The organism is Sedimentisphaera cyanobacteriorum (genome assembly GCF_001997385.1).
Classification (GTDB): Bacteria; Planctomycetota; Phycisphaerae; order Sedimentisphaerales; family Sedimentisphaeraceae; genus Sedimentisphaera; species Sedimentisphaera cyanobacteriorum.
Genome location: NZ_CP019633.1, coordinates 2,661,256 through 2,684,733, shown reverse-complemented (window position 1 = coordinate 2,684,733; position 23,478 = coordinate 2,661,256). Strand labels below are relative to the sequence as shown.

General features: G+C 45.0%; 11 protein-coding genes. All 11 read right to left on the bottom strand.

Features of this window, described 5'->3' with window-relative positions; genetic code table 11:
• Positions 1 to 65 precede the first annotated feature (65 nt).
• Positions 66 to 3,422, bottom strand: coding sequence for a GH116 family glycosyl-hydrolase (locus tag L21SP3_RS10710; RefSeq protein ID WP_077541378.1), 3,357 nt, complete (start codon positions 3,420 to 3,422; stop codon positions 66 to 68).
• A gap of 225 nt (positions 3,423 to 3,647) precedes the next feature.
• A complete protein-coding gene (locus L21SP3_RS10705) occupies positions 3,648 to 6,491 on the bottom strand; it encodes a LamG-like jellyroll fold domain-containing protein (protein WP_077541376.1) in 2,844 nt (947 codons plus the stop codon).
• 163 nt (positions 6,492 to 6,654) lie between these two features.
• A complete protein-coding gene (locus tag L21SP3_RS10700; RefSeq protein WP_161488189.1) occupies positions 6,655 to 7,473 on the bottom strand; it encodes a type II secretion system protein in 819 nt (272 codons plus the stop codon).
• A 147-nt stretch (positions 7,474 to 7,620) separates the two neighbouring features.
• Positions 7,621 to 9,576: a LamG-like jellyroll fold domain-containing protein gene (locus L21SP3_RS10695; protein WP_077541372.1), complete on the bottom strand. Its 1,956-nt coding sequence runs from the start codon at positions 9,574 to 9,576 to the stop codon at positions 7,621 to 7,623.
• Positions 9,577 to 9,613: 37 nt separating this feature from the next.
• On the bottom strand, positions 9,614 to 11,227 hold the full coding sequence (locus L21SP3_RS10690) for a LamG-like jellyroll fold domain-containing protein (protein WP_161488188.1): 1,614 nt from the start codon (positions 11,225 to 11,227) through the stop codon (positions 9,614 to 9,616).
• A 94-nt stretch (positions 11,228 to 11,321) separates the two neighbouring features.
• On the bottom strand, positions 11,322 to 11,924 hold the full coding sequence (locus L21SP3_RS10685) for a PEP-CTERM sorting domain-containing protein (RefSeq protein ID WP_077541368.1): 603 nt from the start codon (positions 11,922 to 11,924) through the stop codon (positions 11,322 to 11,324).
• Between the two features lie 538 nt (positions 11,925 to 12,462).
• The gene (locus L21SP3_RS10680) at positions 12,463 to 13,857 is read right to left on the bottom strand and encodes a sugar porter family MFS transporter (protein ID WP_077541366.1); all 1,395 of its coding nucleotides are present in this window, start codon (positions 13,855 to 13,857) and stop codon (positions 12,463 to 12,465) included.
• Between the two features lie 30 nt (positions 13,858 to 13,887).
• Positions 13,888 to 15,156 carry a uroporphyrinogen decarboxylase family protein gene (locus tag L21SP3_RS10675; RefSeq protein WP_227806770.1) on the bottom strand — a complete coding sequence of 423 codons (1,269 nt, stop codon included), beginning with the start codon at positions 15,154 to 15,156 and terminating at the stop codon, positions 13,888 to 13,890.
• A 76-nt stretch (positions 15,157 to 15,232) separates the two neighbouring features.
• The gene (locus tag L21SP3_RS10670; protein WP_161488187.1) at positions 15,233 to 17,473 is read right to left on the bottom strand and encodes a carbohydrate-binding protein; all 2,241 of its coding nucleotides are present in this window, start codon (positions 17,471 to 17,473) and stop codon (positions 15,233 to 15,235) included.
• 136 nt (positions 17,474 to 17,609) lie between these two features.
• The gene (locus L21SP3_RS10665) at positions 17,610 to 20,258 is read right to left on the bottom strand and encodes a hypothetical protein (protein WP_123785189.1); all 2,649 of its coding nucleotides are present in this window, start codon (positions 20,256 to 20,258) and stop codon (positions 17,610 to 17,612) included.
• A gap of 265 nt (positions 20,259 to 20,523) precedes the next feature.
• The gene (locus L21SP3_RS10660; RefSeq protein WP_161488186.1) at positions 20,524 to 23,115 is read right to left on the bottom strand and encodes a glycoside hydrolase family 3 C-terminal domain-containing protein; all 2,592 of its coding nucleotides are present in this window, start codon (positions 23,113 to 23,115) and stop codon (positions 20,524 to 20,526) included.
• Between the last annotated feature and the right edge of the window lie 363 nt (positions 23,116 to 23,478).

Here is a 23,478-nt window from a genome sequence, read left to right as displayed (position 1 = left end):
CTTTGCCAGTTTTCCAAAACGGCACTTTATACTGAGAAACAGTTTGAGCGCAAAACCACTTCAGATTAAAAAAGCGAAACTTCTTTTGAATCAGAACCGGATGGCTGCCATTTAACCTCGAGCAGCTCTCCCCCTTCGTTCTCAAAATATTCTACCTTAACCGAGTAGATACCTTTACTTAGAGGAACAGTCATGGTCTTTGTGTCTGTGGCGTCATGCACGCCGTCATTACTCAGAACTTTACCGCCAACAGTTAAACGTGAGCCGTCATCTGAACGAAGGCTGAAAGTATAAACACCATCTTTTTCGATCGTAACAGAGCCTTCATAGAGAACCGCAAAATTGTCCTTAAATCTAAACCTCTTAACATTGCTGTCAACTGCAATTCCGCTTTTAACGGGCTCAAGAAATGCAAAGTCCGGAAGTTTCTGAAAATACCCCTTATAAAGCTGATATCTGAATCGGACGGGGTTTTCAAGATCCGGAGAGAGAGGCTCGGCCTTGGTAAAGGTCTTGCTTTGGACAGGACTGTACAAACCGTCGCTGGAAGCGACAGCAAGAACAGTTGTCTCGGTATCTACTTTGAAAGGTTTCGTGTATTTTTTACCTTCAGCTTTTGGGTCAGACCCATCAAGTGTATAGTATATATCGCCCTTCTCAGAAGCAATACTTACTTCAATGCTGTCAATAAAGAAGTCTTGAGCTGATTTTATCTCGGGATACTTCAATGATTTTGCCGGCGTATATTCTTTAAATGGTACTACTTCAATTTTATCGAGAATAGGTTCGTGTATTTCGGCATCTGTAATTGCATTATAATACTCAGATAAGTCGATAGTTTTTCCGGCCTTGAGGGTTACAGGGCTAATATCAAAAGTCTTCTGCTGAGCAAACGACTTTCCAACAGGACGACAGATTAAACGATCGATTTTATATTTCTCTTCGCCAAAGGTTTTGGTTACTTTGAGGCTCGCAGTTTTGTTATTGTTATCAAGCGTTACAACAGCCCAGAATTTAGGATAGAACAGCGGGAGCTGCACCTTGCCCTGCTTTTCCATCGAAACAGGAGCAAGGTACAGAGTATTTTTTGTAACATCAACGCCTGCTCCAGCCAGCACATCTGTTACAAACCATGTTACCGGAGCTGTCATATATGTAACCTCATCGGGCTGCCATAGATTTTGCGTCCATGTCCAGCCGTTACGCAGATGCACAAGCTGGATGTGTTTCATAATATCCAGCCCATCCTGCAGAAATCCTGCCTGCATTGCTGCCATAGCAGTATAGCTTTCAAGATAAAACGGCCAGCATGTTGACTTGCCGTAATCGCCCTGCTCGGCCTGCTTGGCTGGAATATCCCATACCTTAGGTGCATAATAATCAACCGAATTACCAACATTTGTTTTAAGCTGGGCTATAATTGAAGATTTGACCATCTCAACAGGGAAATTCTCGTTCCACTGACAATAACGAGAAACAAACTGGCCTGCCAACTGCCCGCTGAACATCACATCATCAAGGCGGTTCGTGCCGTCAGGATCGCATCCATAGGCAAAATACTTACCGTTCCACAAATAATTAACAGCATCCTGAACGCTTCTTTCCTTCTGATAACGGCATTCTTGAGCAAGCTGATTCTCGCCCAGAGCCTCAAAAAGCACAGCGGCAGCATCCATGAAGACAGGATAAGTTGTTGCGGTGTATGAATAAATATCCGGATGCCAGAAATCGTCATAGGTCGTGTAGCCAACGGGTATTTCCAAGTCGTAGAGCATTCTTTCTTTCAGAAAGGCAACAGCTCCCTTAATCTCATCACGGAACTGGGCTATGTATTCTAAATCGCCTGTCTGCTGATATTCTTTTGCAAGCTGCACGAGCCAGCTGCCGGAATTATCAAGCATCCAGCCCTCCGGGGTTGGAGTTTGGCCGTCTCTGGAGGCAATGCCGATGTAGTAGTGGCCGTCAAAGTGCAGAATTTGCCCCATTGAACCGGGCGTATGACCGAACAGCTCCATTTCAGAACGGTCTATTTCTGTGAAGAATTTCTGGAAGAACGGATGCGAGCTCATCCGCTGGTCCATAGTACCAGCCAAACCGCCCATCATACCCTCCATCACGGTGAAATCTCCAGCTTTGTTGAGAATGGAGTTTGTATAAATAACGTAGCCGCTGTTTATCAACTTGAATTTGAGCCAGTCAGGCATAGTTGAATCGAGAACCGGCTTATGCCATTCACGTGATTTGTTGAGAATTCTCGAGCGATTTTTCGCTGCATACGAAACAAGCTCTTTAATATTATCGAAATAGTTATGGTAATACCGGCAGTAATCAGCAGAACCGAAATAAGTAACTGGATCGGCTTTTTCACGGTCAATTTTGTATTCGGGAGCAAACCATGCCAGCATAAAACGGACCGTTTTGGATTCTCCGGCCTTGAGATGCGTTTTTATAGAAACAGCCGAAGCAGCAGCTCCTTCGCCATGCGAGGAGAGAGGCTGGCTCATATCAGGTTCAAACTCGCCTGACTTTACAAAAGATTTCCACGCTTTTGGATTATCAACTTTCCATTCGGGAAGAAAGCTTACTTTTACACCAGAACTGTTCTCAGCCAGAATTGCTGTTTTGTTGTTGTAGTTCTGGTAGGTCATTTTTGAAGGTTTAAGCTTCTTTGAATACTGCAAGAGCCCTGAAAAACTGCCTACTTCCAACGGGACTACTCGTGTTTGAGGTTTTTCCATAGGCTGTAAGCCTTTTTCGGGATGCTTGTCTTTTACTGTATTCAAGCTCCACGCGTTATTGCTTACTTGATTGAATATAGAAGGGTCAGCGTAGTCAGAAATGCCTCTGGCAATTACATCCTCCCATGAGAATGCAACGCTGAAATCACTGTCTTTGCCGGTTGTATTTTTCACAGTAACATCAAGCCATGCAACAGGCAGCGAGGAATCTTTGATGTTGTGGGGGATTAGGCCGGAGTAGGCGTTTAGTGTAACACCATTGCCGTAATCGCATTTGATTGTTGGGAAAAGCCCTGTGTAGGTAACGTTGTCTATCGTATCCATACCGGCAACGCTTTTACGCTGCAGGAGTTTTGCATCTTCCCCGTTCCAGAAAGCCAGGAAACTGCCCTGCACATCTTTCAAGACTCCTGCTTCGTGAGTATTATTCAGAGCGATACGAGTGAAAGCTCCGTTTGGAGCAATATCAAAGCAGCCTGTCCCGATACCGCCCAGCGGCACACCGCTCGGCCCTTTGTGGTTTTTTAAAGCCAAATAATTATAATCAGACTTCCCGCCCTTAACCATATCTCTTCGTTCCTGCATCGCATTGACTTCGTCTGCCCCGTAGTCAATCTCTTCAGCCAAAGCAGCAGCTCCAAGAACGCAGACAACAATAAAACATGCTAATTTTTTCACTTCCATAATTTGCTCCTCTTAGTTAAGGTCTGGATAAATTGAAGCAATTAAAATGATGCTCCTTACAATAAAAGAGCTCTGCTTTCAATTTTAATCGCAAACCCTAAGCCAGTTAAAAATTTATCACTTATTTATTAATCAAAAATGCTGATTTCACAATTACTAATCAGCAAAACTATTTTTGAACAATTCAAACTGCCTGCAAACTCAAAAAAAAAACTCCAGCAGAGTTTATTTTTCCCAGCCATCAGACAAATAAGGAAAATCTCTGAGGTCAACGCTTTGATTTTGATCAATATCCGCAGAAATTCCTTCACCGTTTTCCAGCCAGCTTTTCCCAAACTGCAAAAGATCTGTCTTATTCACCCGGCAGTCTTTATTCAAATCACCCTTAAGATACGGAGAACAGGGGCCTTCATTCATAAGAGATCTAATTTCTTCGTGGGAAAGCGGTCTGCCGTAGATAACCACATCGTCAAGTATGCCAAAGAAAGCTTCCTCAACTGCAGCTTCTGCGGGTTTTCCAATTCGAATCGGCACAGAGGTATTCGCCGGCGAATGAACGATATCAGTTCGTTCTGCAGCAAGCTCGCCATTTATATAAAGCCGCCCTACGTTTTCATTCAGCGTACAGGCTACATGCACCCACTCACCCGGCGAATAGCCGTTTGGTGCGATAATGGTTTGATTATTGGATTCACTGCCAACGCGGAACCATACCTCGCCGGTCTCACGCAATTTAACATTCCAGCCGGTGCCGCTGTTATCGTTAGGCAGCTTATCAACGGGAACCTGAAGCTGGAGTCTTCTGGATTTCATCCAGAAGGCTGCTGTGAGCCATTCGGATGAGCCGGCTTGATTGCCAAAGTCTATGCAGTCGTCATCGCCGTCAAAACTTATTCCACTAATACCTCTTTTGGCATTGTCCTCAGCAACAAATTCAGGCTCGCCGAACTTTTCGTAAGAATGATTATCCGCAAAGCGGTTTTCAGTATCTAATTCAAACGGCCAGTATGCTGTATCGGTGTTAAAATACAATTGATCTATCATTTCATCGGGTGTTACAACCCTGACATTTTCATCCAAATTCTGAATAGCATTATGCACCTGCTCAAGACCATAACTCCATGCGTGGACTATAACAAAACTATAACCATCCTCACTGGTAGAATCTGCCGCTAACTGATTGATACTGTTTGCCAATTGTTCACCTGTTCGGCTGACTCCTTCATACTGCTGCGAATCCCATAAAGTGTACCTCGTGGCTACCATAGGCTTACCGTCAAACCAAAGTATTTTCCCGTCATAGCGGGCGTAATCACCCTGCACATCAACATAGAAGAGCCCTTTTAAATTGTCAAAGCGGGTGTACTTGCCTGCAAAATCCTTGTATCCGCTGAATGTAAGAGGTTTATCCCATCCATCCGAATAATTGTCTAAAATCACCATCGACTCAAGGTCGCCTTTTTTCATATAACTATTAAGTACGGTTGAATAACTATCGAGCTCTGGGAATTTAGAAGGATACATATATCCCTGTCCTGAGTATGCAGAGAAGGAATTATTATCCCCTGCTTTGCGGTACCACCAATCCATCACTGAAGGGCCTACTTCAACCATAGAAGCCTGCATGCCCCAGCCCATAGGAAACTGGCCGAAATATTGAGGATCGAACCAATGTGAGAGCGGATGAAACACGACGTTGATATTGTCCATATCGCTCATCATAAAAGCAACATGGTGAACATCAGTTTTCTTTTCATACTCCTTATCGCTCGCAGGATGTTTCAATTCTATTTCCGGCTCATAAGAGGCCATCCCTGCAAATGTGGATAGGTTAAGCATCCAGTCTGCCGGCACCTGAAAAAGACTGTTTTGGCTGTGAAAATCAACAGCGCTCAATTCGCCCGGGGCTGCCGGATTATCCCATCCCCAAACAGAGGAATTAGGGTTCATTGATTCAAACACCTGCTGGGTTGCAGAGTAGTCGCTGTTCCACCATGAGATTGCCTTGGAAGCTGCTCCCAAATCCCGAAGGAAAAACTTTCTGCTGCTCTGATCAGTATCCTGAATAGTTATTGCATTATGGTTTAGCCTGTGCCAATAATTTTGATAAACCCATTGCTCTGTTTTGCCTCTGCAGTCAACAAGCATTTGCAGCTCCGGCCATCTTCGATTTACATCGCTTTCAAGCGAGATATCCAGAGGTACAGCCCTCAACACTCCCGCCAAAGACATAGCTGCGCTGAACGAATCAACGTCATCGAAATCATAAAGCACGTATCCAGCAAGCTCATCTTTGTACTTATCAAGGTAAAAAGACAGGTAGTCATTTCTGGTGGCAGTTATGCCATATCTGTTTTTCAAGTCATCCAGATACATTTGATACCTTCCGCCTCCATCTATAAAATACAACTCCGGCTTATTCTGCGCAAGTATGCCCTGCAATGAAGTAAGGGCTATTCGTTTGGCATCATTTAGATATTTAGAATGAAAATCAATTACATAGAGGTGCTCGGGAGATGAAATACCAAAATCCATAGGTGCGCGGTAAACAGATATGTCATCAATGAGAAAAGTTCCCTCGGTTGATTCATCAATTAAGAACCGGACATCCATAACATCAGCACCTTCCTCCACTGAAACTATATGCGAAACATAAGTCCATTCAGTAATTCCGGCATCAATTGCGAACTGCTCCTGTCCTAAAAATTCATTATGACTGGAAAAGCGAACATCAACTTGCCCGTCGCTGCTTGCCCCATCCATTGCCATGACGGCAAATCGAATCATTATTTCCCCGCAGCCAGTAACATTGATCTCATCGCTGCGAAGGTCTTGGTAACGGTCTGAGAAATCGCGTTTTAGCTCAAAACAGTGAGCTCCTTCGGTACCGTCATTAACTATACTCACGCCATAGGAATAATTCCAACCATAAAAATCATTTTCAGCGCTTCCGTTAAGAATCAAATTAGCTGCAGTATCACCGCCCACCCATTCCTCACCGCCAACAGCGATGCCGCAAAAATAATACAAAAGGAGAAGTGCTGTAACCGCTTGCTTTTTTAATGCCATAAATTAATCCTAATTGCCGTAAGGTTTAACTGCTTGATATTATGCCAAAGAATTGACAGGGAATGTTTAATTCCTGAAAAACATTTTTCAAGATTTTGTTTACATTAATTTTTTTTACTTCGGCTGCTAAATAGTGGCCGGCGTATTATTTCATACCTGTTTATTAGGGTTGAGGCCAACCGTCATGTATATACTTCATATCCGCTTTGCCTTCATCTGTTACGGGCGAAAATGTCCCTGGATGCGCTCTGAGACGCTCAAAAGCTTCAACAGTTTCGTCGCTCAAATCCCTTGTTTCAACATGGCCGTCCACATAACCGAAATTCGTCTTGCCTCTGTGCCACACGGAAATCGGGTCATGCCAGGTTTGATCTTCCCATCTTTGTTCATAAGGGCCAAGTGCCCATGAGCCGCGATTAAAGTTGCGGCCGTCATACTCTCCAACAAAGTTATAAGAAGTGCTGGGAGAAGAAATCTGGACAGTCCGATCAAGATGAGTCCACCCCCAGTCTAAACTTCCGTTAAGTGAATCGGGAATAGAATATGTCCTGAAATTGCCTGATTTATCTGAAGGACAGTGATAAAGATCCACGCTTTCAGTGTAAGGAAAGAGGCTTCCAAGCCGAATACCTTCCTTGCGATGCTCAATCGTTGGACTGTCGATTATTGCCCCGCCGCCCCTTTGGCCTTCACTGTTCCAAGGAGCCCAAGCCCAGTCCCATTTATGTGTCTCTATCCACTCCTGCTCTTTAGGATTGTACACGTTTGCCCCTGGGATTTTGCTGTCATTATCCGATGCGTAGGTATGCCAAGCAACGTTCAAACCACGTATGTTGCTCTCGCATACAAGCGTTTTTGCCATTTGCCTTGCCTGCGATAATGCCGGCATAAGGATGGCCATAAGCAAAGCGATAATGGAAATGACCACCAGCAATTCGATTAGCGTAAAAGCGCTGTTTAATTTAAGATATTTATTTTTCATTTGCATTCTTTCTACTTTTATCAATTTTGTCAATGACTGATCTGTATCAAGCTGCAGCTGATTTCACAATGATTATTAAAGATCGTTATAAAAAAACTTAAAAGGAGGAGTCCCGGAATAGTCCGGAACCCCATCGCTCAATCTCTTCTATTCGGCCGGATACATACCTGAATCAAGCCATTGATCAACCATTACCATAAAATCATCCATATTTACGGCACAGTCGTCTGTCAGATCGTACCATACAAGATCTTTCAGACAAATTGTTTCGCCCGTTTCGTCCTGATACAAGCCTGCAATATGCTCAGAGCTCAGAGCGTAATTATAAACTTGAATATCATCAATTGCACCATCAAAACGCTGGCCGAGGTCGTCGCCAATTCTTCCGATGTAGAATGTGGAGTCTTCGCCGCCCTGCATCGGATATTCGGCTTCACCTGCAAACTGGCCGTTGAGATACACTCTGCCAACTTCGCCGGTGTAAACTGCTGCGAAATGATACCATTCATTAGGCTGTACAGAATCCTGGCCGGAGCCAATATAGCCATCTCCCCAAGACTGCATCACGAGCTGCTTTGACGGGCCTGCAACGAGAATCATAAACATATTGTCATCGCTGCTAGTCCAGTTATCGCGCTTGGATACGAGAGTATTCCAGTCAACAGCAGGATCGCTGTGCTGAGTCCACTTGAACCATCCGCTAACGGTGAACTGGTCTGAATATTCGGCAGGGTTAAATGTTCCTGCATCAGCCCATCCATCGTTTTCATATATCTTAACAGCACCGTTTGCCTTTAATGTATTCGGGTCTTGATCGCCGTTTACGAAACCATCAACAAATTCCGGAGTTCCTCCAACAGAGGCATCATTCCCTGAATTGCTGAGGTCTATATACTGGCTTTCGGAATAATCGACATCATCAAGGCTCCAGTGCGCTAATTTCCGGCGAATGCCAAGCGAAACCACATTTGAATGCAGCGTAAGGGAACCGGAAGATACGGCGCAGTAATAGAATGTCTCATCAGTCAAGTCCACATCAGTGAGCGTCAATACATCCCCGCTGGTGAGAGCCTCGTCGCTATCGTCAACAACATCATCTGCGGACTTATACCATTGATACGAGATTGGCGAGTCAAACAAGGTTTCTGCTGCGAGAGTAAAGTCAACATCGCTTCCAGCATCTACAGCAGCAGTCTCGGGCTGTTCAGTAATTGACAAGGTTACATAGCTGCCGAAAGACCAGACCGGCCCTTGAATGGTTTCAGGGTCTTCAGGCCCGCTTACGCCGCCGCCTGCAAGGCTGACGCCCTCATCTACCCGCCAGAGGTATTGCTTATTGAAAGACAAACCTGTGAGCGTGTATGTCGCTTCGGGGCTGTCGGCGTTTACATCATCCTGAAGCGTCCATCCGCTGCCGTCGTTGAGATACACGTAATGAGTAACTATATTCGGATCAGGAATGGTAGGATCGGCAATTTTCAGCCCTGTCTTCCAGCTCAAGTCAACATCACAAGCTTCATTCTGAACAGTTCCAACATCTTGAGCACCGTTTTCCGGAACAGGATCCCAAGCAGACGGGCCGAACAGAGCAATGTTGTCAACTTTAACAGCTCCATTGAAACTGTTATAAGCTCCGTTACTGAGCTCAACAGTCGCTTCGGCAACATTAGCGAAATCCACTGTAAACTGTCCGGTCAGTGTGTTCCAGCCGAATCCAGTATGGTCAGTAATCTCTTCTAAAAGAATGTCGCCGACCCATTCTCCCTGATCATCAAAACACTGAAGTCTGAAGAGATAACCTTCAGTTTGCGGAGTAGCCGACACCCATGTTGCATAGTCAATACTGTAACCAAGCTCCATCCCCTGATAAACCGAAAACCGTTCACTGCGGGCAAAGGCTCCATAGTCCTCTGTGTCATCAAGATTCGATGCATTACTGTCCATGTACAGCTCACCATTGGCGAATGAAAGGTTTTGACCACCCCATGAACCGGTCTCCGGCCAATTGGCATTACCATCAGCAAAATCACCGTTAGTAATAAGATTAGCTTGTGCAATGCCTGTTATAGCTAATATCAGTAGAAAATAATAAGTCTTATTCATATCTTTCTCCTTATATTGATTTATTCAATTAATCTTTTTAGAAGGCCTGCGGAGTGTAATTACCGTCATTCAGCCATTCCTCTGCAAGCAGAGAAAAATCAACAAAATCTACGACGCAGTCACCATTTTGGTCAGCCTCTGGTCTTTGTTCCTCCAGACACCTGCGAAAACCTGTTTCATCGTAATACAGGTCATATATATCTTTGTCAGAGAGGGAATAGTTGAAGACCTTGAAGTCATCAATCGCACCATCGAACCATTCTGCAGTACTGTCATTGCGGGCGACCCAGAACGTGGAATCGCTCTTTGTGCCCATAACATAGTTATCATTCTCAGCCTCAAGCTCGCTGTCAAGCCATATCTCTGCGCGCTGACTGGAATCGTAAGTTATAACCAGATGATGCCACTGACCGGGTGTTATTGCACTGCCGCCGGTACCAATCCAGCCGCCTCCGGAAGTTTCCATGATTACAGCTCCGTCCCATTCATCATATACGTGCACCATATACTGCATAGAATCGAAACCCCATCCGTCTCGTTTAGACCATAAATTGTTGTAACCCGAATCAAGGCCTGTATCGTTCCAATTAAGCCAGAGACTAACCGACCACTCGCCTGATTCTGCAGCAGGGTCAAATGTTCTGGCATTGGCTGTTCCGGCTAGGTGATCAATTTCAACAGCACCGTTTGGTTTTAAGTTTTCAATATCCTGATCACCGGTTACTACGCCATCAACAAAGTTCACCGGTACTGATTGTTCTATATTTGCGCTGTGTCCGTTGCCGGTCAGATCGGAATAGTAATTGGGGTCTGAACCCGCTACATCAGCTTCGTCCATACTCCAATGCGCCACAAGATCACCAAAACTCAAGAAGGCAGCATTGGTAGTTATCGTACTTGAATTCACTGCTGCTTCACAGTAATAAAAACCAGTATCAGCGGATGTTACATCAGAAATCGCCAATGTTGCTGCTGTCTCTCCAGTGAGCAGCTGATCATCTTCGCCTCCAATAGTTGAATCGGCAGACTTGTACCACTGGTATGAGGGAGTGTCCCCGGAAGCAGAGCCTGCTTCAGCAGTAAAGCTAACGTCATCGCCTTCATTTGCCAATACACCTTCAGGCTGGGTGATAATCCAAAGGTCTGCTTCAATTAAAATATTATCAATTATCAAGTCGCCGGTAAAATCATTGAATACGCCCAAACTAACACGAATATCAGCACTGGACGTGCCGGCGGGAGCTGAAGCTGAGCCGCTTGCTGTTATTGTTGAACTCCCTGTATCAGCCAGATCTACATCCTCCTCGCCGAGAAAAGAGCCGGAGGAATCGAAAAACCTCAACTGAAACAGACCAGCCAAATCATCGCTGGAAAAATTGTCTACCGAATACTCAAAGCTGTAATTATAGGTTGTAGCAGAAGCGCTGAATTTGTCGCTTATTATATCAGCATGGTCGCTGGCAGCGTCGGTACGCAGATATCCGTCGTTATAAGAGAAATCAACTACACCGTTGCCCCCAGTACCGCTGTTCCAAAACTGGTCTGGCGGATCCGCTTCAAAGTCTCCGTTAGGAAGAATATTTGCCTCTGCGGCAACACTCATTAACCCAATGAAAGCTAAAACCAAAAAATAGTTAATGCTTTTTTTCATAATTTTCTCCTTAGTAAAGAATTTCATTTAATAGAAGCGATCTTGAAGTAAATTCAGAGTCCCTTCTGTTCACATAACTTTCACATAACTTTTTTTACGCTGAGCTTCTTTTTCGAATCAGTGCTGCAGCACCAAATCCGAGCAGTGAAAGCGAAGCCGGTTCGGGAACTATCGAAACATTATCAACCTTTACAGCTCCGTTAAAATTGTTATAGGTTCCGTTGCTCAATTCAACAGCGGCTAAAACCGCATTTTCAGGCCCCACTGTAGTCTGACCTGACAACGTGTTCCAAACGAACCCTGTGTGGTCTTTAATCTCCTCTAACACAGTATCTCCGACCCAGTTTTCCTGCTCATCGTAAAACTGCAGTCTGAAGAGATAACTCTCTGCCTGAGGCGTCTCGGAGATCCAAGTTGCATAGTCAATACTGTAATCAAGCTGCATCCCCTGATAAACTGAAAAGCGATCACTACGAGCGTTAGCTCCATAGTCCTCAGTGTTATCAAGATTTTCAGCATTAGTATCCATATACAACTCACCGTTGTCGAATGTAAGGGTTGCTCCGCCCCAATTGCCTCTTTCAGGCCAATTGTCAGTTCCGTTCTCGAAATCACCATTGGCAATAAAATTGGCCTGCGAGCTAACTGCTACAGCAATAACAGCAGCAAACATTAGAATACTTTTTGTTTTTTTCATTTTTCTACCCTCAAAAAATAATTAAATAAATTACACGATTTTGATTACTGCGGTAATACCTTAAAAAACACTGTTCACTGTCGATCAAATCTCCTTTCTTCTCTTCGATTAATGCTGCCGGCTCTGCAGTTGTAAAAAACCAAACCCTTCTATTCATAATTCTCTACGCTTTCAAAACCTATTAAATTCTGCTAAATTCTGCCGTATTACGCATTACATCAGAGCAGTTTAGAAATCAAAGCTCAGCGGCATTAAAGCCTCGGATATTTACAACTTTGCTGCCTTCAATCAGCAAAAAGCGAATCAAGGCATTTTTGAGATCTATCGCAATACTATAAAGCAAAAACCGAAGGCTCATTGTACAAATATAAGAAACATCAGCCTCAAAATGAAGGCCATTTTGCGTTAATATAAAGCCATTTTCCGCAAGAACAAAGTGCTGTTTGTATTCTCACAATCGCTTCCACAAACATCTCAGTTTAAGTTCATTATTCAACAGCTGAATTTGTCAAAAATCCGAAAATGCCTTCTGGAAAATTCAATCGCTTCCAATCCAGCTTTTTGCTATTTCTTCAAGACTTTTGCCTTTTGTTTCCGGGACGAATAAAAGAACGAACAAAAATGCAGCCCCGCACACATCGGCATAAATCCAAAATACCGAACCTTTAAAGGTTTCAAGCATATAAGGGAAAAATACAGATACAAGAAAGCAGGCTGTCCATAAACACACAGTGGCAACAGACATCGCTCTGCCGCGAATTTTAGTGGGAAATATCTCAGATATTACTACCCAGACAACCGGTCCCATAGCTACAGCGAATGAAGCAACGTAGGTCAGAACAAAAAGCAGAACCCATGGCCCTTCAAACTGTTCAAGACGAATTGCCCTGCCGAGTAGTAACAAACTTACCCCCATTCCAGCACTGGCCGCCAATAACAAAGGCTTCCTGCCAAGCTTATCCACTACAGCAATCGCAACAACAGTAAAGGTTAAATTGACAATTCCAACAATAACGGTATCTGAAAGAGCCGATTGCGCTGTCAATCCTGCATTTTTGAAGATTTCCGGAGCATAGTATAGAACTATATTTATTCCTGTGATTTGCTGGAGGATGGCGAGTCCTGCGCCGATAATCAAAGCCATCCTTATCCCGGGTTTGAACAGATCCCAAATCGAGCCGCTCTCCATTGCGATGGTATCCTTTATTTCTTTCAGCTCGAGTTTAGCATGCTCACTGCCTCCCACCCTTGTGAGGATATTCCTCGCCTGTTTTTCTTTGCCTGCTTCTGTTAGCCATCTCGGACTTTCCGGAACAAGAAAAAGCAAACCAAAAAACAGTATTGCCGGCACCGCTTCCGAGCCGAACATCCATCTCCAGCCGTACTGCACATTCCACATTTCACCGCCCTGACGAGCAATCATAGTGTTTACAAAATAGACAACCAGCATTCCACCTACAATGGCAAACTGGTTCAAAGAAACCAGACGACCTCTCATCTTGGCAGGAGATATTTCAGCTATATATAAAGGCGAAAGCATTGAGGCCGCCCCTACACCTAATCCACCTACAACCCTCGCTATAATAAAATCAAATAATTGATAAGGAATAGCCGACCAAACAGCAGAGATAAAAAACATTCCTCCCGCAAGCATCATAATACGCTTTCGGCCAAAACGGTCGCTAAGCGTGCCTGCAAACATTGCCCCGAAAATACATCCAACAAGGGCGGCGGAGGCTGCCCAGCCGGTCATCATAGAATTCAGTTCAAAATGGCTGCGCAGAAAACCTATCGCCCCGGAAATTACCGCTGTATCATAGCCGAACAGTAAACCGCCAAGCGCAGCTGCTGCCGCAACAACAGCTGCATAACTCAAACTACCTTGTGAAATTTCAGTGTGCTGATTATCAGTATTTATTTTATGTTCAGCCATCTAAAACCTTAGATTGAATTATTATAATCGTTAAAAATCTCTTCCAAGCGCCTTGAACATTGCAATGATATTATCAATTGGAACATTGCTTTGTATATTGTGAATCGAGGTGGCTACGAAGCCATTTTTTTGCTGAAAAATCTCAGCCCTTTCAGAAACTTCTCTGTAAACTTCTTCAGGTGTCCCGAAGGGCAGCGTGTTCTGAGTATCAACTAATCCGCCCCAAAAAGTAATATTCTGCCCGAAACGATCAGCCAACTCCTGCGGATCCATCCCTGCAGCCGAGCACTGTACCGGATTAAGAATATCAAACCCAGCATCTATGAACTCCGGAATCAATTGCTTTACAGCTCCGCAGGAATGAATAAACACCTTCCATGAAGTATTTTGATGTATAAAATCATTAATCGCTTTATGAAACGGCTTATACAAATCACGGTAAGCCTGCGGCGAAATGAACAGCCCTGTCTGCATTCCGAAATCAGTTCCGGTGGTAAAAACCGCCAGTACATCGTCTCCGAGAGCTTCTGCAAGAAGACCAAGATTTTCGAGAGCTATCTCGCATTGTTTTTCAAAAACTGCATAGACATAATCCCGCCGAGCAACAGTTGAGACATACCACTCTTCGACATCCCTAATGCCGGGAGTATGTTTCACTCCCACAGCCGGAATCATAGCAATATCTCCAAACGGCGCAGCCGGAGCTGTAAGGACCGCTCCTTTTCCACTTTCTGCAGCAGCTTTGGCTTCCTTCTTGTAATGCTCTATCTCACTTTCCGAGAGTACACTGAACTCTACGCAGTTATCTGCCGGATTAAGTTTTTCTTCGTCTATCGGCTCTTGCCGACAAATTGCGTCAAAGTAAAACCCGTCCTTGGGCATATGACCGCTGGGCGGTACCGATGTATCACCTTGCGGGTGCTGGAATAAGCCTCCCTCTCCATCCGGGGTTACATTAAAATTACCCGGCACGAGTACTTCTGTACCGTCAAAAAGCGTAAACGGCTTCCAGTCCTTATTTTCAAAGCCAAACATATTTTTTGGCCCGAAGACACCCATAACATCAATTCCCAACGCCTCCATTAGTTTACTGTCCAGCTCACCAAGCATCTGGTAAGGCTCGATAACTTTGACGCGATAATCCTTTTCACCAAGCACGGTCTGACGCAATTTTGATAAAGTGCTAACTGCGATGCCCGTTACGGCTGTAGCTCCAAAGTCTATACATAACTGATCGACCGATTCGTGATTCAATGTTTTCTGAAGACGCTCTCGAGAATTCAAAGGCTCTTTTGACATACGTATATTTCCTCTTTGCTTGATTGAACTTACAATATCTTCATAATTTGCCGGCAGCGGCCGAAGAGGTTTTTTATTATCGAACTTTAAAGCTCACAGCGCCCTCTTTAATTTCTTCAAAAGGCCCTGGGGTTGGGTTGCTTTTGCTTCTTTCAACATTTAAATAATCGGTGTCAACTTTTAGGTACGAGCCTTCGTAATCCAAATATGGCAAATCGGAGATTTCAGTTCTGCCAAGCATTTCTGTCGTAATCAGTTTGGTATCTGCTGATACCACAGACTCTGGGAACGTCAGCTCTATATTACAACCATTTTCAGAAAGCTTTAACTCAGGGTCGAATCCCGGCAAAAAGATCGGGGTTTCCTCGTCCTCAGAAGCTTCAGCCCCATTCAGGAAGACGTTCCCGTCCATATACACAGGCAGTATTGCCTTGTCGTAAGATGCAAGTCCCTCACCGCCAATGAAAATGTTGTTGTAGAAACGATTATCTCCGTTTTTGATATTGCTAAGGCCTGCAATTTCCGTGGAATGAGGCTTATGATAAGGCGTTTCTCGGTTGAACTCAGCACTTCTGAAAATATCTCCCGCAAACAAATTATGGACGTATGTCCCGCCCTGAGAATTATCATAAAATGCCCTGCGGGAAAGGAGAATATTATTGTCGACAACAAAAGGTCCGTGATTAACCTCAACGAACAAATCCTCATAGACATCATTATCATGGAATAAATTACGAGTTACCCGCGTCCCCTGAGTCATCCAGTCCAGCCACATCCCTCTGGCGGTACGGTAAATATGATTATTGGCGATCAAACAGTCAATTGGGGCGTGCAGTTTGATGCCTGCCATTTCAGCCCCGGAAAAGAGCTGCCGGATATGAATATCATGAATTTCATTATCCGTGATCGTGCTGAAAATAGCACCAAGACTTCCAACCAGCCCCGCCTGCTCGCAGTGTGAAATGGTATTATTGCGGACGATGTGGCTGCCGATATTATCTTTCGCCCATCCATTGTTTCCTGCACGTTTAATTGTTTGAACATAACCCACAGCCGTATCCTGAGATGTGTTGTCAAACTCATCGCCGTACTTGCCAAGGGTAACGCCTGTACATGCTGAGTAGCTGATTTGATTATTCTCGATTATCCAGCCCCTGCTCCAATGAGTTCCTATAAGCCCGATTTGTTCGGCCGTCGGAGGTGCCCAAGGGGTGGCAGCGTGCATCAATTTGAAGCCTCGAACAGTAATATAATCCCTCCCGGGCTTTTCAGGATAGAATACCGTCTGGCGTACATTGATCTCAACCTGCTCCCTGTTGGGATTGGCATCCTTGAACTGTGCCCATATCGTTGTTTGGGAATCGTTCACTTCGGCATACCATAAACCTGAATTAGAAGGGCTTATTTCGGGGCTCCATAGAGGGTTCTTAACAGGCTTTGAGCCGCTGCTTAGGAAAACTAAGCAGATGTTCTGATTTCCGCTTATGGGCTTAATCCGGGCGGTAAAGCTGTCCCAAGACTGCCATCCAGCGGTATTTGGTATATCAGCCGTACCCAAAAGCTTTCCTTCCGGCGAATCCAGACGAACTTCTATACGGCCGCCGTTAGTGTCTGAAGCTGCACCGAATGTGATCTGTCCGGCATTCTCGCCAAAATTAATGTTATCATACCGCGCCCAGTCGCCATGCTGTATATAAGCAATGCACTGGCCTCCCTTAGATGCAGGCTCCTTTCTAACCCCATGCTGGGAGGAAAAATTGGCGGCAGGAATGCGTTTGGACTGGCCGGGCTTAATCCAGTTCACATTCAGCAGATAAGAAGAGGGTTGTCTGTATGCCCAGATTGGCTGTTTATTCACAGGCTGCAAAACTTGAGATTTCTCAGAAGCTTCGGTTAGCCAGTGGCCGTTAAGATACACCGCACCGGTATGGTGTTCCCGTCCTCTCGGATCAAACCAGTCTCCTGAAATCAAATCATCATAAGGATTGAATTCACCAAAAAAACTGTTGGGCATGGTTATCTTCCATGTGTCGTTCTGCACCTTTTCCCAGCCAGTAACCCGCTCTGACCCTTTAATCACAACATCATCGCCTGCGGCTGCCTGATACACAATACGTCTCTTATTTGATTCACCTCCGCGCGGGGGATTGATTCGCTCACGATAAACTCCTTCGTGAACAGTTATCACATCCCCGGGCTGAGCAATCTTAGCAGCTGCGCTAATTGTTTTAAAAGGGGCATTTAAAAATCCGTCATTGTTATCACTGCCGTCTTTAGAGACGTGATACTGCTGCCCTGCCGCCAAAGAACAGAGCAATAAACCAGCAGCCAAAGATAAATTCACTTTAAATTTTATTACATTCATTTGATACTATCACTTTTTGTATTTAGAATTATTTTTTCAGATTAGCATTATAAAACAACCTGCTTCTTCAATTGCAACTTAACAAGGGCTAATCGTTTGCGTTTAACCAATTCTCAGCAAGAATGCGCAAGTCAGAGGTGTCATAAATGGTCTGCCATTCTTGAGCGATAAGAGAGAGGTCGAACAAGTTCACGCTGCCGTCTTTGCTGAAGTCTGCCGGGTTATAGAAAGGCTTAAGCGAAACGTTATCAATCCTGAAACCGCCTTTCCAATCGTTAGGCCATCCTCCGCGGAAACGAAGCTGCACATAGTCTGTACCATCCGGCGGATGGATCGTGCCCTCGTTCAAAGCAGAAACATCTGCCCAGTCTCCTTGAGTTTTCTGTATATCTATCCATTCCTGACCAAGCCAGCCTCCATCTGCTGAACCCAGATCATTATAAAACATAATCTGCAGCAGTGGGGAATTCCCCTCAGATGTCTCCTGCCAGATGCCAGAGTTAAAACTATACCTCAGGTTTGCTCCTGAAAGAACTTTGACTAATGGGCTCTCGAGCTGAGCATTTCCCTCGGTCTGGGTTTCAATGTACATAAAATGGCTGTCTCCATCTTCAATGAGACTCGCTTGCCCGCCATTGTCTCCCTCACCCTGCCAGCATGTCCAGCCGTCTTCAAAATCGCCGTTTATTATGAGGTTTGAATAGCCGGAACCGGTATCTGAGAAATTCCATTGAGCTTTGGAGGCTTGATCGGAAGACTCTGTAAGAGTTGCAGAGCCCGATTCTATTTTCAGTCTGCTTTTGAGCCCTGCTCTCTGCATACCCACATTTTCCAGGAAAAAGCTTTCATCAATTTGAATCAACTGCCATTTCACAAAATTATCATTCTGATTATCCCGAACGAGACCAACATCACGGCGGATTTCTGATGCGCTTAAACGAGACCTTTCTCCAGCATCTCTAGCGCCAATATTATCAATGTAATAAAATGCCCCTGCGGGACGGAATTTCCATTGTGTGAAAGCTCCAGTATCATTTGTTGAAGTTGTGTTGAGCTTGCCGTCAATTACAGCCATCCTGGCGGTCTCTGCGCTATTATCAACATACTGAGAGTAATAAGGAGGATTGCGGTCGCCCCAAGTAAGCTCTGCATGCCAGTGGGCATGGGAGCCCATAGTAATTGTTTTTCGTACAGCTGGGCCGAAATCATTTATAAAAACGTCTCGGGTCGTGCTTATAAACTCCCATTTTGAATTTTGAGCATTTCTCTCAGAGGAGCCGGCAAACAGCCATACCCTGTTTTGGGGATCACGGTAAACACTTGTTCCGCTCCATGTTACAGCGTCCATCTGATAAGCAATCCTCTTGCCTTTACAGGCCTGAATAAATCTGCCTGCCGCAGGAACGACATTGTCCCAGAAAACACCGCCTTCGCCAGGCCTGTCTCCGCTTAAATCGGCCTGAATCAAAATTTCCGCAAAACTGTGCACTTCAGGATTAACAAAAGGTTTGCCGTCATTATGTACCCACTCAATGAAACCTTTAAAGGATTCAACAGAGCCGTTTATAACGTGCGTCCCGCCAATGTCGGTATAGCCCTGGGTTGCTGCGTACCAATTGTAAGCTGAATCCGAGGATAATGTGGAAGGTCCGAGCAATGGCACGCTGTCAAGCTCAGGGCGGCTTCGAAACTCCGCCATTACATCTGCCATATTCTGAGGGCTGCTGCAGGGATACTCCCAATCCGGCTCGTTAATAACCTCTACAAAATCCCAGCGGTCTATGGAGTATCCGTAATTGTCTCCAATATAATTTATCATTGCCACTGCACCATCGACGGTGCGTTCCGGAATAAGCAAACCGTCGGAGCCGACATACCAAGCGTGTAAATCAGATTTCGCCGTCAGGTGCATTCCCAAATTAGCCCCTGGGGCTCGCAGTGCCTGATCCATCGCTCTGTCAACAAAATCTTTCATTGTTTGAGTTAGAAGCGGCTCGCCTGCTGCATCATAATTCAGCGGCTCAACGGCCAGAAAATTAATGCGGACAACATCGAAATCATCTTGGCCGATTTGAGCAATTGCCTCTTCCATATTCCACCCGTCTATCCAAGTCTGATCCATGCCCCAATAATCAAGGCGTTTGGTAACTCCAGGGTCGCTGAGGTCAAAATAAATGGGTAACGCTCCTTCGGATGGGTTAAGTTTGCCTTTAGCTTTGAGCTTAACATTTCCGATACGCGCGCCGCCTTCCCACGGGTTATGTAAACCAGCAGAGAAAACAACATCCATATACTTTGTTCCAGAAGGAGCCTCAAATTCACCGCTGTTTTGGGTGAGTATTCCCCACCAATCATTACTCTTTTTCTGGACATCAAACTTCACCTCGCCAATCATATCTCCATGGTTTTTGGATCCGTAAAACCTCACCTGAAAAACAGGATGAAGCTCTGAGGTAGTTTGCTGCCAAATGCCGGAGTTGAAATTTAAGCTGAAATCCGATACTGGCGGAACCGCAAACAGATCGCTTCGGATGTCCTGAGCTCCCATGCCGCCGCCGTTTTCCAGGCGTCCGCAAAGCATCGCGGAATTTTCTGGATGGTTAGCATTTTCAACCCAAGCGTTTGTGCTGAAATTCCAGTAATCACGCCGGGCTGAAAAATCATCATTGGGAACCAAAGCCGCCTGCGATAATGAAGTAAAGGCAAAAAATACTAAAAAACACGCTAATTTTTTCATTAAAACGTTCTCCTGTAAGTTTTTTCGGCAAATCCATTTTTCACATTTGCCGGCTATAAGAACATTGTATGCCTTAATCAAGAATCTGCTTATAAAACCGCTGCTGCTTTAAGACATTTTCCAAAAACCGCTTGCCGGATATGCCCAAAAACTGCGGGCAAATAATCGCCTCTTATTTTCTGACGCATCATGCAAAACGGTTTTCAGAATTATTAATTTCCCGCCGGCAGAGTACGGACTTTATCACTCGGCCGGGGCAATAATGTCATTTAACGGTTAGGCCGCTCTTCAATTCAATATTAGCGGATGATGAGCCGATCATTATTTCAAATTCACCGGGTTCGACAACAAATGTTTTCTTTTTGCTGTCCCAGTAATTCAGATCGCTGATTTCAAGCTCAAATGATACAGTTTTGCTTTGTCCAGCGTTTAAATTCACCTTCTTGAATCTCTTAAGCTTCCTTTTAGGCTGATAAACTGGAGATTCCACATTTCTCGCATAAAGCTGAACCACTTCAGCGCTATCCCTTGAACCGGTATTCTCAAGAGTGAACTCTACTGTAACAGCGTCATCCTCATTAATATACCTCTTGCTTATGTTAATATCGGAATATGCGAAATCAGTATAGCTTAGACCATAGCCGAACGGATACAGCGGCTCGCCCTCAAAATACATATAGGTTCTTCCATGCTGGGGCTCATAATCGTCCCAAGGCAGCAGCTGTTCGTCAGATGCAAAGAAAGTTACAGGGAGCTTGCCGGAAGGAGAGCTCTTGCCGAACAATATATCTGCCAAGCCATTACCGCCCTGCTCTCCGGGATACCACATATTCACAATTGCAGGAATGTTTTCGTCCATCCAAGTAATCGCCATAGGACTTCCGATTTGGAGAACAACAACGACGTTCTGATTTACCTCATAAACCTTCTTGAGAAAATCGAGCTGCTCTGGAGGGAAGGTAAGTGTGTTTTTGTCCCTGCCCTCAAATTCGTATCTCTGGTCCAGCCCTAAAGCTACAACGACAAGGTCGCTCTTTTCAGCGAGTTGGAGCTCATTGTTCAGAATATCAGCGGGATCGACATCCGGCTCTCGCCAATAAAGATGCACCTGAGCTCCGCCGCCATCTTCACGGTATTCGAGCTTCAAATCGTATTCTTCGCCGGCTTCGAGCCGCACTTTGGATTTAACAACACCAATCTGGAATTGCCATCTGTCTAAGACAAGCTTACCATCGATGTAAAGCCTCACCCCGTCATCAATGTTCTCAGTGAGGAAGGTATGAACGCCTGTCTGATTAGGAATGAGCTTGCCCGTGTAAACAGCGGAGAAATTGTCATAAGGTATCATTGGATCAGGAGAGGAGCTGCCCCAGTCGAAATCGACAGTTCTCACTGTTCTGGTAAAGGGGTCGCCTTGGAAATTCGGAGTTGGGTAATACTCAGCCCTTAATCCATGCTCTCCCTCTTCTTCTGTTGGAGGCCTGTAGTTTGAAGTTGGAATAATAGACTTCATATCGTCCATAGCGATGGAAGACCTAACATGCTTGACCTTTATTGATTGCCCAGAACCGTTTTTCAATCCTTCCAAAACCGACACATCACCGCCAACAGGTGTTCCTGAATACCCGCCGACATAATTCTCTGTTGCATGAGTTCCGAGAACCGCTAAGCTCTTAACCCTGCTTCTTTCTACCGGCAGAAGCGGCTTGCCATTAATTTTGTCATTTTTCAGCAGAACGATAGACTCTCTTGCTGCCTGTCTGGCAAGAGAGATGTGCTTATCGCAGCCTACAACAGACTTGGAAATTTTGGAAAACGGAACGGCTTCAGGCGGGTCAAAGAATCCAAGCCTAAACAGTGTCCTCAGGTTGGGATATAAGGCCTTATCGAGCTGTGAATCATTTACCATCCCCTTTTCATAAGCCTCAATAATGTATTTCGGGAAGTCCGGACGGAAATCATCAATTACGTTCACCCCGGCCTCAATCATAGGTTCAACCGTTTCCGGCGGAGTGCCGTAAATCCTGTGAGACTGCACCAGATCGCCTGGAACACCCACATCGGTAACCACGCTTCCATCGAAACCCCACTGATAACGAAGCAGTCCTTCAAGGAGCCATTTGTTTGTGCTGCAGGGGATGTTGTTGATGCCGTTATAAGCGCTCATTATAGATTCGGCTTTTGCCTCGGTAATAGCCTTCTCGAAAGCCGGCAGGTAATATTCCCGCAGAGCCCTTTCGCTGATAAACGGACGCGTTGAATGCCGCTTTGCCTCTATATTGTTAGCTACAAAGTGCTTGGGAGTGGCTGCAACCTTCAGATATTTTGGATGCTCACCTTGCAGACCGGTGATAAATGAATAGCCCATACAGCCTGTGAGATAAGGGTCTTCGCCGTAGGTCTCTTCGGTTCTGCCCCATCTCGGGTCTCGGGCGATATTGATAGTAGGGCTCCACATAGTCAAGCCTCTGTACTGAGTGTTTTTGGCGGGGTCGGAATTATATTTGCCCCTTGCCTCATCAGATATCGCCGATGCTATTTCGTTCATCAGGTCTGTATTCCATGTAGAAGCAAGAGCTATTGCCTGCGGGAAGACCGTTGCCTTACCAGCACGGGCAACACCGTGAAGGCATTCGTTCCACCAATGAAAACTCGGTATTTCGAGCCTCTCAACACCTCTGGTATTCATAACCAACTGCCATGCTTTTTCTTCTACTGTGAGACGAGAGAGCAGGTCATCTATCCTGTCTTCAACTTTCAGCTCAGGATTCTTAAAAGGATACTCATAACTCTCGGCGTAAACGAATGACGTTAACGAAAATGCTGTAAAAAAAATAACAAACATTACCTTCTTCATATCTGCTCCCATAGTAAAAATCAATTTCAGTATTATTGCTTTCAAAACGAATTGCACATCTTTGACATGCTGACCACTATACCCCAATCACAGATTCATAACAAGGCCAATTAGCGTATAAATTAAACCATTTTCCGCAAAGAAAAGCTTCGGGATCGAACCCCAAGTGCGATACTTTGAAACTGCCTTAATCATAAATCTAACCCATATCCCTGAATTATTTGCTGAGTCGGGAAAAATGCGCAGATATGTCCCTTTCTATCCCGAAAAATGCAATTTAGATGTATCCTTTGATGATGTTTTCCAGCATTTCCCGCCTCCTGCGGGATGACTGTTCAGCAACATTACAGAGAATCTCTCGGT

Bases quoted from the DNA above. Each gene is read 5' to 3' on its own strand.
- L21SP3_RS10710 (WP_077541378.1), bottom strand. From the start codon at position 3,422: ATGGAAGTGAAAAAATTAGCATGTTTTATTGTTGTCTGCGTTCTTGGA.
- L21SP3_RS10705 (WP_077541376.1), bottom strand. From the start codon at position 6,491: ATGGCATTAAAAAAGCAAGCGGTTACAGCACTTCTCCTTTTGTATTAT.
- L21SP3_RS10700 (WP_161488189.1), bottom strand. From the start codon at position 7,473: ATGAAAAATAAATATCTTAAATTAAACAGCGCTTTTACGCTAATCGAA.
- L21SP3_RS10695 (WP_077541372.1), bottom strand. From the start codon at position 9,576: ATGAATAAGACTTATTATTTTCTACTGATATTAGCTATAACAGGCATT.
- L21SP3_RS10690 (WP_161488188.1), bottom strand. From the start codon at position 11,227: ATGAAAAAAAGCATTAACTATTTTTTGGTTTTAGCTTTCATTGGGTTA.
- L21SP3_RS10685 (WP_077541368.1), bottom strand. From the start codon at position 11,924: ATGAAAAAAACAAAAAGTATTCTAATGTTTGCTGCTGTTATTGCTGTA.
- L21SP3_RS10680 (WP_077541366.1), bottom strand. From the start codon at position 13,857: ATGGCTGAACATAAAATAAATACTGATAATCAGCACACTGAAATTTCA.
- L21SP3_RS10675 (WP_227806770.1), bottom strand. From the start codon at position 15,156: ATGTCAAAAGAGCCTTTGAATTCTCGAGAGCGTCTTCAGAAAACATTG.
- L21SP3_RS10665 (WP_123785189.1), bottom strand. From the start codon at position 20,258: ATGAAAAAATTAGCGTGTTTTTTAGTATTTTTTGCCTTTACTTCATTA.
- L21SP3_RS10660 (WP_161488186.1), bottom strand. From the start codon at position 23,115: ATGAAGAAGGTAATGTTTGTTATTTTTTTTACAGCATTTTCGTTAACG.